A 13,040-nucleotide genomic window follows, 5' to 3' on the forward strand; every position below is an offset into this window, starting at 1 on the left:
TACTTACTCATCCTTTCTTTAACTTTTTCTGTAAGCGATACAATTCGTTCATCGCTTCTAAAGGTGTCATATCAAGTAAATCGATTTTTTTAATTTGCGCCAATACTGCTGTTTCTTTTTGATCTAGCAGAGGTTTGTCTTGTTTCTTCGAAGACTGTTCTCCTCCAAAGAAAGATAGTTGCGATTCTTCTTCAGTCTCTACTTTCGTTTCCTGTATTTCTGCTATTTCCTCTTTTACAACTACAGGTTCTGGAGCAGCTTCTTGTACTTTCACTTCTACTCGTTTTGGAATAATAATTTCTTCCTGTCCTTCTAGCTGTGCTAACACTTCTTTCGCGCGGGCGATTAAGCTATCTGGAAGCTCTGCAAGTTGCGCAACGTGAATTCCGTAACTTTTATCAGCTGCCCCGTCTTGAATTTTATGAAGGAATACTACTTTTCCATTCTCTTCAATTGCTGAAACGTGTACATTTTTCAGTTGATCTAAACTCTCTTCTAACACAGTCAATTCATGATAATGCGTAGAGAATAACGTTTTTGCACCAATTTGGTCATGAATATGTTCAATGATTGCTTGTGCAAGTGCCATACCATCATAGGTAGATGTACCTCGTCCAATTTCATCGAATAAAATTAAACTTCTTTCTGATGCGTTTGCAATTGCATTTTTCGCTTCTAACATTTCGACCATAAATGTACTTTGACCTGATATTAAATCATCCGCTGCACCAATTCTCGTAAAGATTTGATCAAATACAGGTAATACTGCTTCTGTTGCTGGTACGAAACAACCGATTTGCGACATAACAGTTACAAGTGCTAATTGTCTCATATACGTACTTTTACCAGACATGTTCGGTCCTGTAATTAAAAAGACATCCATCTTCTCTGGCATAATACAATCATTCGGTACATACAATTTCCCGTTCAATACTTTTTCAACGACAGGATGACGACCATCTTTAATAAAGATTTCACGCTTCGTTGTTAGTACAGGTTTTACAAACTGTTCTTCTTCACTAACTGTCGCAAAACTTTGCAGTACGTCTAATTCACTAATTACTTTTGCTAAATGTTGTAATTTCGGAATAAATACTTTTACTTCTTCACGAAGCGCTGTAAATAAATCGTATTCTAGTTGTACAATTTTTTCTTCTGCTTCTAAAATTAACGTTTCTTTTTCTTTCAGTTCATCTGTAATGAAACGTTCAGCATTAGCAAGCGTCTGTTTACGTTCATAGCGACCTTCTGGAAGTGCTGCAAGATTCGCTTTCGTTACTTCAATGTAGTAACCGAAAATACGGTTGTATCCGATTTTTAACGATTTAATTCCAGTAATATCACGTTCTCTTTTTTCAAGCTCAGCAATCCACGTTTTCCCGTTTTTACTCACGTAACGATATTGATCAAGCTTGTCATTATAACCATCTTTAATAATATCTCCATCTTTAATTGAAAGCGGTGGGTTTTCTTGAATACTTCTTCCTAGTAATTCTGTTAAGCTTTCACATGGATCTGCACCTTGAATTAATCTCGATGCATAAGCGTTATCTAACAAACTAATTGCTTCTAAAATAGCTGGCACTTGAAGTAATGAACGTCTTAATTGTAATAAGTCTCTTGCATTTACGTTACCAAATGCAACTTTTCCTGCTAAGCGTTCTAAATCATATACTTCTTTTAACTTTTCTTTTAAATCTTCACGTAAGAAGTAATCATTTACAAACGTTTCAACCATTTCTAAACGCTCTTCAATTCTTTCTTTCTGTATAAGTGGACGTTCCATCCACTGTTTTAACATACGACCACCCATAGCTGTTTTCGTCTTGTCCAATAACCATAATAGTGATCCTGTTTTTTCTTTCGTCCGAAGTGTTTCTGTCAGTTCTAAGTTTCGCTTTGAATGTACATCAATTTTCATAAATTGATTCGTATAATAAATTTCTACTGGTTGCAAATGATCTAAAGAACGTTTTTGCGTTCTTATTACATAGTTAAATAAACGTCCAACTGCTTTAATTAATTTTGCTTGTGAAACATTTTTCACAAGATGTTCTAATCCTTCCGGAATTGCCGTTGCATCTTCATACGAAATCGTCATTTTCAATGTTTCAGTTAACTTGTTTAGTTCATCTTTAGAAAATGAAGAATCAACAACAATTTCTTTCGAACCAGTTGCATACACTTCTAATAAAATATCTTCTACTGAACCAGTCAGTAACGTTACTGTATTTTGTCCAGTCGTTAAGTCGTTACAAGCTAATGCATATGATCCATCTTCAAAATGTGTTAATGCGGCTAAGAAGTTGTTTTCTTTCTCATCAATTGTACGCCCTTCCATCATCGTTCCTGGCGTAATTAATTGTACTACTTCACGACGTACTACACCTTTAGCTGTTTTCGGATCTTCTACTTGCTCACAAACAGCTACTTTATATCCTTTTTCAACAAGTTGTTCAATATAGTTTTTAGCCGCATGATATGGTACACCGCACATTGGTATACGTTCACTACTACCACCATCTCGGCTCGTTAATGTAATTTCAAGTTCATGGGCTGCTTTAACAGCATCCTCAAAGAACATTTCATAAAAATCGCCTAAGCGAAAAAATAAAAAGGCATCTTGATAATCTGCCTTAACCTTTAAATATTGCTGTATCATAGGCGTATATTGAGTCATACTTTTCCTCCATAATTCTTACATGATAATCTATTTTCATATATGTCGCATTTCACGGACACTCTTATCTCCTATTTCAGGAGTCTTTCTTCATTATAACATATTTCATAAAGAATCATGTTCATTCAGCGCCACTTATGTAAAGTAAAAAGCTAGGAAGAACTTCTCCCTAGCTTTCTATTACTCTTCTTCTGCATCAACGATAAAGTTCGGATCTAATTCTTCAAATTCATCATCAGCAATTTGGAAATCATCATCTGATTCTACGCAACCTTCAGGATTTACACTTACACAAATTTTCGTTTCTCCAACTACTTCTGTTACAAATTCACGTTCTACAGTTACAACAATTTTATTACCATTTGGTGATACAAGTGCTTCTAAACAATTTGGCGGCTGAATAACACGAGCAATAATTTCTAAATCGTCACCAGAAAAGTTTTTATCACGATAACCAATACTTACTTCGTCCGTGTAGTTCACACGTTCTGTTACAACTTCAGTCTTTGTATTTCCATCAAATGAATACCAAGTGTTCACATCATAGAAACCTTCAATTTCCACATGTTTTCCATTCTTTCTTGCTTCGTACGAGTGGTTAATTACCCAGCACCCTAAAATACTTGTTGGCTCATTATTCGATTCACATGTATGCGTTGACTTTGTATACTTACGTCCTTTTCCAACCACTGCTTTTGTAATAATCTCTCTAAATTCGGACATTCGTAACCCTCCTCAATCACTATTCACTTAATCATATGCGTGACAATAGCGGAATGTGTCATTCTTTTTTTTGAGAAGACCTTACGTTTAATCCACAAAAAAAGAGATGTCAATATGACATCTCTTTAACAACCACAATTTCCTTTTTTACTTTCTACTGCTGCGCCAGTTTCACCCTTTAGTACATCGCCACCAGTTGAAATTAATATTTCATCTGTTACGTTGTTAGAAATTGTACTAGCAACTAACTGTAATAAGTCATTTACGTATGTTTGTGAAGATTTAAATTGTTGTACGACTGGAATACTGTCTAACTTATCTTGCAATGCATCAATTTCAGCTTCTACCTTTTTTAAAGCTTCCCATTTCCCGTAATGTTGCAAGTTTACTGCTTGTTTTTGCAGTGCTTTAATTTCATCGATTGCGCGCTTTACATTTTCATTTTTATGAATTTGCGCCTCTGCTTTCTTAAAAAAATCAACTTCTTCTGTTTCAGAAATCATTTTTGCTAATTCTTTCGCTTGTTCAACAATGTCATCTTTCGAATATACTTTCATCTATTATTTCACCTCAATCGGCTCTTCAACTAATTCCCCGTTAAGAGACCAAGTTTTTGCTTCCGTTATTTTTACTTTCACAAGCTGACCAATTAAAGATTTTGAAGCGACGAAGTTTACAAGTTTATTCGTACGAGTATAACCTGCAAGTACTTCCGGATTATTTTTACTTTCCCCATCAACTAACACTTCTACAATTTGACCTTTGTAACGACTATTCTTTTCAATTGCCAACGTATTTACTAGTGTATTTAAGCGTTGAAGACGTTCTTTCTTTACTTCCATCGGTACATTATCTTTCATTTTTGCAGCTGGTGTACCTTCGCGAGGAGAGTAAATGAATGTAAAGGCAGTATCAAACCCTACTTCACGATATAACGACATCGTTTCTTCAAATTGCTCATCTGTTTCATTTGGAAAACCAACGATAATATCTGTTGTTAATACTGCATCTGGAATTGCTTCTTTAATTTTTCTTACAAGTTCTAAATAATGCTCACGCGAATATTTACGTGCCATAATTTTCAGCATATCCGTACTTCCAGATTGAACTGGTAAATGGATATGTTCTACTAGGTTGCCACCTTTGCCAAGCACTTCAATTAAGTGATCATCGAAATCACGTGGATGGCTCGTTGTAAAACGAATACGGGCAATATCAACTTTACGAAGTTCGTCCATTAAATCGCCAAGACCGTATTCTATATCTTCAAAGTCTTTACCATATGCATTTACGTTTTGACCAAGTAAAGTAATTTCTTTATAACCATTTGCAGCTAAATGACGAATCTCTTGGATAATATCTTCTGGACGTCTACTTCGCTCTTTTCCGCGTGTATACGGTACAATACAATACGTACAGAATTTATCACAGCCATACATAATATTTACCCAAGCTTTAATATCACCACGACGTACTTTCGGAAGGTTTTCAATTACGTCACCTTCTTTTGACCATACTTCAACTACCGTCTCTTTCGAGAACATCGCATCTTTTAGAATGTACGGTAATCTATGAATATTATGCGTTCCAAATACCATATCTACATGCTGATTTTTTTGCATAATTTTATTTACAACAGATTCCTCTTGAGACATACAACCACATACACCAATTAAAAGGTCTGGATTTCTTCGTTTGAGTGACTTTAAATGGCCTAGCTCACCAAACACCTTATTTTCAGCATTTTCACGAATTGCACAAGTGTTTAATAAAACTACATCTGCATCCTCAGTTGAAAAAGTTGGTTCATATCCAAGTGCGGTGAAAATGCCTGCCATTACTTCCGTATCATGCTCATTCATTTGACAACCATATGTACGAATATAGAACTTTCTTCCTGTACCAAAATTGCGAAACTCTTCAGGTAAGCCAAAATCCCGTTCAATTTTAACTTCTTCTTTCCCGCGCTTTTTCGCATCCTTTAAGGAAGGTGGTTGATATACACTTTCAAAGTATTTACTATAATCTTTCTCTTCTTTTTTCGTAGAGGAATTTGCTTGTTGACTTGCTAATCGTTGTTGCTCGTTCATTGGTAATCTCCTTTCACCCTTAACTATACATACTCTATAGTCCATTTTAATGCGCCTAGACTCACCTCAAAAATGGTTAGATAGCTTGAGAGATAACTTGTCCTTTGAAACTTGAGTAATCAATCTAATCATTCATAAGAATGAAGTCTTCCCCACGCAAATAGACATTCCCTTTTTATCATTTCTTGTTGTCCTACCAAAAAGCATATTGCTTTATCCCTATAAACATTACCATAGTATGATGTATTTCGCCAATTTTAACAATAAAGAGGCCCTTTATTATCTTACATTTCATAAGCAATGAACTTGCCATTTTCATACAACGATTTATATATTATTTTATCATTCTGAATTTTCTAAGTAAATAAGACTACCCTATATTTTTGTACATAAAAAAAGGTTACCAAATCGGCAACCTCCTCTTCTTACATTACATAAATTCAGCAACAAGCTCATCAAACATTTTCTGATCCATATTTAAATCAGATTTCACTAAAGGCTCTTCACTATAGCCTTTAACAAGTTCTTGATATGATGGTTGCTTAGTATTTTGATAAATTAACCCTGTTACTAAACCGTTATTTTCCATTAAAGTTTGCATAGCCATCATGCGATTAGATGGATCATATCCCTCTACTGTGCTTAGTTTCGTTAAATTCTCTTTAAACCAATCGTAAGTATTTACTTTATTGTAAGTAACACATGGGCTAAATACGTTAATTAATGAAAATCCTTTATGGTTAATACCAGCTTCAATAATTTGTGTTAATTCTTTTAAATCACTCGAAAAGCTTTGCGCCACAAATGTCGCACCAGCTGTTAAGGCCATTTCCATTACATTTAGTGATGGTTCAATTGAACCTTGTGGTGTGCTTTTCGTTTTAAATCCAGCTTCACTACGTGGTGAAGTTTGCCCTTTTGTTAATCCGTAAATTTGGTTATCCATTACGATGTACGTAATGTCGATATTACGACGAATAGAATGGATTGTATGACCCATACCAATCGCAAATCCATCACCGTCACCACCTGAAGCGATAACTGTTAAATCACGATTTGCCATTTTCACACCTTGCGCAATTGGAAGGGCACGACCATGAATACTATGCACACCATATGAATTAATATAACCTGAAATACGGCCTGAACAGCCGATACCAGAAATAACAGCAAGTTCATCTGGATTTAGGCCAACGTTAGCTGCCGCACGTTGAATTGCAGCTTGCACTGAGAAGTCTCCGCAACCTGGGCACCAGTTTGGCTTTACACTGTTACGAAAGTCCTTAAATGTTGCCATTTAATACAACCCCTTTTTTGCATTCGTTGTAAATCTCTTTCGGCAAGAATGGGTTTCCATCATATTTTAAAAGACTAGAAATTTTCTCACCATTACCAAGATTCATTTTCATAATGTTAGCAAGCTGACCTGTTGCATTGTTTTCTACTACTACAACACGCTTCGCCTTTTTCACAAGTGGATCGATTTCAGCTGTTGGGAACGGGTGAATTAAACGCACATGAGCATGGTTTACTTTCATACCCTCTTGTTCTAAACGCGTCATTGCCTCTTCGATCGCACCACGAGTTGAGTTAAATCCAACAAGCAATACGTCTGCTTCTTCATGCTTAACATTTTTATAAACAGGGGTATTAAACTTCAAGTTCTCCATTTTACGGAAACGTTTGTCCATTTGATCTTTACGGTTTATTGCTGATTCCGATGGTTTTCCAGTTTCATCATGTTCTACACCTGTAACATGGTGAACACCATTTTTCATACCAGGTAAAACACGTGGTGAAACGCCGTCTTCTGTTACTTCATAACGCTTGAAGTATGCTTTATTTTCACGTTCTGGTAATTCTACTTCTAAATCAAGCTTACCACGACGAATTTCCACTTTATCTAATTTAAGTGGTTCTACTGTTTGTTTTCCTAAAGAAAGCTGTAAATCTGTTAAGAAAATAACAGGAACTTGATATTCTTCAGATAAGTTAAATGCTTCTACAATGTCATAGAAAGCTTCTTCAACTGTACTTGGCGCCATTACGATTTTTGGAATTTCACCATGCGTACCGTAAATCATCGCCATTAAGTCAGACTGTTCTTGCTTAGTTGGTAATCCTGTACTTGGGCCGCCACGTTGTGTATCAACAATTACTAATGGAGTTTCTGTAATACCTGCTAAACCGATTGCTTCCATCATTAATGAAAGACCTGGACCAGCAGATGCCGTTAATGTACGAACACCAGCATAGTTTGCACCGATTGCCATTGTACAAGCTGCGATTTCATCCTCAGTTTGGATTACTGTTCCGCCGACTTTCGGTAATTTTTTAATTAAGTATTCCATAATTTCTGATGCAGGTGTGATTGGGTATGCTGACATAAAACGAGCACCACCAGCTACCGCACCAAATGCGATTGCATCGTTCCCAATCATAAACATGCGTTTTTTACCATCAGCTTTTTCAAGCTGCATCATGTTTACTTTCTCACCTAGTAATTCTTTCATATATTGAGAGCCACGTTTAATTGCGTCCATATTCTTTTGAACGACTTGCTCTCCTTTACGACCAAAGATTTCTTCAACAACATCTAAATAAGCTGTTTCATCTAATCCTAATACTGCACTTGACGCTCCAACAGCAACCATGTTTTTCATTAATGATGTGCCTAATTCTGAAGCAATATCTGTAAACGGTATCACATATAGATTTACATCTGTATTGTCAGGTATTGTTGGATTAAATTTCGCATCCGCAACTACAATTCCACCTGGACGTAGTTCGTGGAAATTAAAATCAATTGTTTCTTGGTCAAAAGCAATTAAAATATCTAAATCATCTGAGATCGCTCGTACTTCTGTTGTACTTACACGAATTTTATTATTTGTATGGCCGCCTTTTATACGTGATGAGAAGTGGCGGTAACCGTATAGGTAATATCCTAATCGGTTTAATGCAATACAGAAGATTTCTCCTGTACTTTCAATTCCTTCACCTTGTTGGCCTCCAACTTTCCATGAAAGTTGACTAATCATCTCCTACACCCCTTTTGGCTGCATTCATTGTAGTGTATTTTTTTACAGTAATAGTTTAGCATTTTTTATGCAAATAAACTACAACGGACGCAAATTATGCCTCTTCTGATTTCCCTGAATCTTTAGTATAAAGCTATTTTGTTTTTCATTCTAGTATTAGGTCTTAAAAAAAGCAATAAAATCAAATGAATTAATTTTAATTTTTCTGAATTTTAAACCAAAACTTAAAAACTCATATGTTCTACAAAATTATCATATAAAAATCGTTCTACAGTAGATGCAGCATAGTGTTTACAAAGCTCATTCATTACATTTTCATAATCTCGATAAACTGATACATTTACAACTGTTTCTAAAATCCCATCAAAATCTGAACCAAATCCTATATTGTACTCTCCACCTAATGAACAAATATATTCGATATGTCTTACTATATCTGTTATATTTGCTTCATTTTCATTCGTTAGAAACTGCGGTACAAAAGTGACACCGATCATGCCATTTTTCTTTATAAGAGCTTTAAGTTGTTCATCGTTTAAATTACGTGGGTGCTCGCAAAGTTTCATACAATTTGAGTGGGAAGCAATAGGATTTTTTGCAATCTCTATAACATCCCAAAAACTTCTTTCATTCAGATGAGACACATCAGTCCATACATGTAGCGCATTCAGTTCTTGTACAACCTGTTTACCAAAATTCGTTAAACCCGCCCCACGTGTCTCTAGCGCACCATCAGCTAAGAGATTGGCATAATTCCATGTTAGTCCAAAAGAACGTACTCCTAGGCGATACAACAACCGTAATTTCATTGCTTCTTTTCCAATTGCTTCGCATCCTTCTAGTGTTAATATCGCTCCAACCTCGTCCTGTTTTAACATGTTAATATCATCTTTTGTCTGAATAAACTTTACACCTGGTAGGGATAAAATTTCATTATAAAAAATATCTACCATTTGTAATGCTGCTTCAAATCGGTTTTCATATGCCACTGTTTCTGGTACATATATAGCAAAACATTGTATACTTCCTTTTCTTCTCTTTAACTGTTCAAATGTAATATGTAATTGTGAATCATCGTTAAAATTCCTTTTCCCTTGTGCACTCCATAACTGAAGAAGCACGTCACAATGAGCATCAAAAATTTTCATTTTCATTCCTCCATTATAAAAACAACCTGTTTGCATACTGCAAACAGGTTGTTTAAAACTTAACGAGGTTCTACAATTAATTTTATTGCTGTACGCTCTTCGCCATCAATCATAATATCTGTAAACGCTGGGATACAAATCAGGTCCAAACCACTAGGCGCTACAAATCCTCTTGCGATTGCTACTGCCTTTACCGCTTGGTTCAATGCACCTGCACCAATAGCTTGAATTTCTGCTGTTCCGCGTTCGCGAATAACACCTGCAAGTGCACCAGCTACAGAATTAGGGACCGACGTTGCTTTAACTTTTAATATTTCCATTCCGCGTTTCCTCCTCGTTTCTTTAAAAAGTATTAGCAATTATTTCACTTTAACTTATATTCACGAGGAATGGCACGTATTCCTGCTAAATTTTCGTAATTTTTCTAAAAAATTAAAATATAATAACTTATCTAAAATTTAACGGGAATTTACTCAAAAAATGGTTGATCGTCATTAATTAAAATACGTTCAATTTTCTTTGCTTTTCCTGTATTTGGATCCACATCAATTAACACTGCACTTAATTGCGTTCTACCATTTGTTACTTCAAATCGTACTGGTAAGTTTGTTAAAAACTTCTTCAATACTGCTTCTCTATCCATACCTAATATTCCATCATACGGCCCTGTCATTCCAACATCTGTAATGTATGCCGTTCCGCTTGGTAAAATACGGTTATCTGCTGTAGGGACATGCGTATGCGTACCTACTACTGCTGTAGCACGTCCATCTACATACCAACCTAGCGCTTGTTTTTCACTTGTAGTTTCCGCATGGAAGTCAACAAAGATAATATTCGTACGTTTTTTCGCAATATTAATTAATTCATCCACTTTACGGAATGGACAATCAATCGGAGGAAGGAAAGTACGTCCTTGTAAGTTAATAACTGCAACTTCTGTTCCATTACAGTTCACAAAGATAAGTCCTTTTCCTGGAGTTCCTTCTGGGAAGTTAGCTGGTCTTGCAAGATATTTTGCATCATCGATGAATTCAAATACTTCACGATTATCCCAAGCGTGGTTTCCAAGTGTAACTGCTTGCGCCCCACATTCTAAAAAGTTTCGATATATTTTTTCTGTAATCCCACGGCCACCTGCTGCGTTTTCTCCATTAATGATTGTTACTGTAGGTGTATATTTTTTCTTTAATGCCGGTACGTATTGTTGAATCATACCTCTACCAGGAGATCCTACTACATCCCCAACAAATAATATTCTCATATGTCTTACCCTTTCTATGTACTGCATTTTTTATTGCTATAGCATCAAGTAAATTCCTTATAATATGTTTATTATAAGTTTGTTTCACTTTTATACTATATAACTAACTGTCTTTATTTTATCCAATTCCAACACAAAAAAATAAAGTGGTGTTTCACCACTTTATTTTGCGTATTCCACTGCACGTGTTTCACGAATAACAGTTACTTTAATATGTCCTGGGTAATCCAGTTCATTTTCAATACGTTTTCGGATATCACGAGCTAAACGATGAGCTTCTAAGTCATCGATTGTATCTGGTTTTACCAAAATACGAACTTCACGTCCTGCTTGAATTGCAAATGACTTTTCAACGCCTTCATAAGACTCTGAAATCTCTTCTAACTTTTCAAGACGACGAATATAGTTTTCAAGTGTTTCACTACGAGCTCCCGGTCTTGCAGCTGATAAAGCATCTGCTGCTGCAACTAAAACTGCAATGATAGAAGTTGGTTCTGTGTCACCATGGTGAGATGCGATACTGTTTATAACTACAGGATGCTCTTTATATTTCGTTGCAAGTTCAACACCAATTTCAACGTGGCTTCCTTCTACTTCATGGTCAATCGCTTTTCCGATATCATGTAATAGACCTGCACGTCTTGCTAGTTTTTCATCCTCGCCAAGCTCTGCCGCCATAAGTCCAGTTAAATATGCAACTTCCATAGAGTGTTTTAAGACGTTTTGACCATAACTTGTACGGTATTTTAAACGACCTAAAATTTTAATTAAATCTGGATGTAATCCATGAACACCCACTTCAAAAGTTGTTTGCTCTCCGACTTCGCGAATATACTCGTCCACTTCACGTCTTGATTTTTCGACCATCTCTTCAATACGCGCTGGGTGAATACGTCCGTCCTGTACTAGTTTATCAAGAGCGATACGAGCTGTTTCACGACGAATTGGGTCGAATCCAGAAAGGATTACTGCCTCTGGTGTATCATCGATAATTAAGTCAATACCCGTTAACGTTTCTAACGTACGAATATTACGACCTTCACGCCCGATAATACGTCCCTTCATTTCGTCATTTGGAAGATTTACAACCGAAACGGTTGTTTCAGCAACATGATCAGCTGCACATCTTTGCATTGCAAGAGATAAAATCTCTTTTGCTTTCTTATCCGCTTCTTCTTTCGCGCGAACTTCACTCTCTTTTACCATAACAGCGATTTCATGAGAAACTTCACTTTCTACTTTACCAAGAATAATTGCTTTCGCTTGTTCGCGTGTCAGATTGGAAATGCGCTCTAATTCTGTTTGTTGCTTTTGAACTAACTCTCCCACTTTGCTTTCCAACTCTTCAATCTGTTGTTGTCTCGCTACAAGAGATTCCTCTTTCTTCTCTAACTGTTGCTCGCGTTTATCGAGCGTTTCGTCTTTACGATCAAGGTTCTCTTCTTTTTGCATTAAACGATTTTCTTGTTTTTGTAATTCGCTTCTACGGTCACGAATTTCTAATTCAGCTTCTGTACGAAGTGTATGAATTTCATCCTTTGCTTCTAAAAGCGCTTCTTTCTTAAGTGCTTCAGCATCACGATTCGCTTCGTCTAAAATACGTCTCGCTTCATTAGCCGCACCATTAATCTTCGCTTCAGCAATAGACTTTCGAACAAAAAAGCCAACAACTGCACCGACTGTTGCAAGCAAAATGGAGATGAGTATCCAAACTGTACTCGTCATGATTTCACCTCCCCTTGCTATGAATGAAAAAAGACTGTCGGCATGTACATTGAATTACAACATACAGCAAAGACCGTCGTCCCGCTTTTTTAAGGGACTTTCTTCATTTCACAATTAAAATGTCATATTATTATTTCGGTAAGATTTAAACCTTACTCCGAATATTACTTCTCTTCTTGAGAAGAGTATATTGTATATAAGAAAAAATATACATTCTCATTGTATCTATCGTAATTTTCATTGTCAAGCGTTGTCTACTTTTACTTTCTTTGCCTTCAGCCTTGAATGTGACCTAAATTTTAAAAGTAAGGAGCCTACTATACTGGAAAACCTTAGTAATTCCCATTTCTTTTACTTAAAATATTTATA

The 13,040-nt window shown here is 36.0% G+C and carries 10 protein-coding genes; all 10 read right to left on the minus strand.

Going from position 1 to position 13,040, the window contains the following annotated elements:
- Positions 1 to 7 precede the first annotated feature (7 nt).
- The 10 genes from mutS to rny all read right to left on the minus strand — a co-directional run bounded on the left by mutS (position 8) and on the right by rny (position 12,671).
- Positions 8 to 2,680, minus strand: coding sequence for a DNA mismatch repair protein MutS (mutS, locus tag ACTFR3_RS09930; protein ID WP_000196021.1), 2,673 nt, complete (start codon positions 2,678 to 2,680; stop codon positions 8 to 10).
- 180 nt (positions 2,681 to 2,860) lie between these two features.
- Positions 2,861 to 3,403, minus strand: coding sequence for an outer spore coat protein CotE (cotE, locus tag ACTFR3_RS09935; protein WP_001288799.1), 543 nt, complete (start codon positions 3,401 to 3,403; stop codon positions 2,861 to 2,863).
- Between the two features lie 125 nt (positions 3,404 to 3,528).
- On the minus strand, positions 3,529 to 3,960 hold the full coding sequence (locus ACTFR3_RS09940; RefSeq protein ID WP_000870461.1) for a RicAFT regulatory complex protein RicA family protein: 432 nt from the start codon (positions 3,958 to 3,960) through the stop codon (positions 3,529 to 3,531).
- Positions 3,961 to 3,963: 3 nt separating this feature from the next.
- A complete protein-coding gene (miaB, locus tag ACTFR3_RS09945) occupies positions 3,964 to 5,493 on the minus strand; it encodes a tRNA (N6-isopentenyl adenosine(37)-C2)-methylthiotransferase MiaB (protein WP_001005386.1) in 1,530 nt (509 codons plus the stop codon).
- Between the two features lie 430 nt (positions 5,494 to 5,923).
- Positions 5,924 to 6,790 carry a 2-oxoacid:ferredoxin oxidoreductase subunit beta gene (locus ACTFR3_RS09950; RefSeq protein WP_000190155.1) on the minus strand — a complete coding sequence of 289 codons (867 nt, stop codon included), beginning with the start codon at positions 6,788 to 6,790 and terminating at the stop codon, positions 5,924 to 5,926.
- Positions 6,777 to 8,534, minus strand: coding sequence for a 2-oxoacid:acceptor oxidoreductase subunit alpha (locus tag ACTFR3_RS09955; RefSeq protein WP_000625418.1), 1,758 nt, complete (start codon positions 8,532 to 8,534; stop codon positions 6,777 to 6,779). Before ACTFR3_RS09955 ends, ACTFR3_RS09950 begins: the two co-directional genes overlap by 14 nt.
- Before the next feature lie 224 nt (positions 8,535 to 8,758).
- Complete coding sequence (locus ACTFR3_RS09960) at positions 8,759 to 9,682, minus strand: dipeptidase (RefSeq protein WP_000688045.1); 924 nt, start codon at positions 9,680 to 9,682, stop codon at positions 8,759 to 8,761.
- Between the two features lie 59 nt (positions 9,683 to 9,741).
- Entirely contained in the window at positions 9,742 to 10,002 is a 261-nt protein-coding gene (spoVS, locus tag ACTFR3_RS09965; RefSeq protein ID WP_000404341.1) for a stage V sporulation protein SpoVS, read from the minus strand.
- Between the two features lie 149 nt (positions 10,003 to 10,151).
- A complete protein-coding gene (locus ACTFR3_RS09970; RefSeq protein WP_001221095.1) occupies positions 10,152 to 10,946 on the minus strand; it encodes a TIGR00282 family metallophosphoesterase in 795 nt (264 codons plus the stop codon).
- Positions 10,947 to 11,108: 162 nt separating this feature from the next.
- Complete coding sequence (rny, locus tag ACTFR3_RS09975; RefSeq protein ID WP_000204911.1) at positions 11,109 to 12,671, minus strand: ribonuclease Y; 1,563 nt, start codon at positions 12,669 to 12,671, stop codon at positions 11,109 to 11,111.
- Between the last annotated feature and the right edge of the window lie 369 nt (positions 12,672 to 13,040).

The sequence above is a fragment of the Bacillus cereus group sp. MYBK14-1 genome, from assembly GCF_051916885.1.
GTDB lineage: Bacteria > Bacillota > Bacilli > Bacillales > Bacillaceae_G > Bacillus_A > Bacillus_A cereus.

Excerpts from the sequence above, each read along its gene's own strand:
- mutS (WP_000196021.1), bottom strand. The coding sequence starts at position 2,680 with ATGACTCAATATACGCCTATGATACAGCAATATTTAAAGGTTAAGGCA.
- cotE (WP_001288799.1), bottom strand. The coding sequence starts at position 3,403 with ATGTCCGAATTTAGAGAGATTATTACAAAAGCAGTGGTTGGAAAAGGA.
- ACTFR3_RS09940 (WP_000870461.1), bottom strand. The coding sequence starts at position 3,960 with ATGAAAGTATATTCGAAAGATGACATTGTTGAACAAGCGAAAGAATTA.
- miaB (WP_001005386.1), bottom strand. The coding sequence starts at position 5,493 with ATGAACGAGCAACAACGATTAGCAAGTCAACAAGCAAATTCCTCTACG.
- ACTFR3_RS09950 (WP_000190155.1), bottom strand. The coding sequence starts at position 6,790 with ATGGCAACATTTAAGGACTTTCGTAACAGTGTAAAGCCAAACTGGTGC.
- ACTFR3_RS09955 (WP_000625418.1), bottom strand. The coding sequence starts at position 8,534 with ATGATTAGTCAACTTTCATGGAAAGTTGGAGGCCAACAAGGTGAAGGA.
- ACTFR3_RS09960 (WP_000688045.1), bottom strand. The coding sequence starts at position 9,682 with ATGAAAATTTTTGATGCTCATTGTGACGTGCTTCTTCAGTTATGGAGT.
- spoVS (WP_000404341.1), bottom strand. The coding sequence starts at position 10,002 with ATGGAAATATTAAAAGTTAAAGCAACGTCGGTCCCTAATTCTGTAGCT.
- ACTFR3_RS09970 (WP_001221095.1), bottom strand. The coding sequence starts at position 10,946 with ATGAGAATATTATTTGTTGGGGATGTAGTAGGATCTCCTGGTAGAGGT.
- rny (WP_000204911.1), bottom strand. The coding sequence starts at position 12,671 with ATGACGAGTACAGTTTGGATACTCATCTCCATTTTGCTTGCAACAGTC.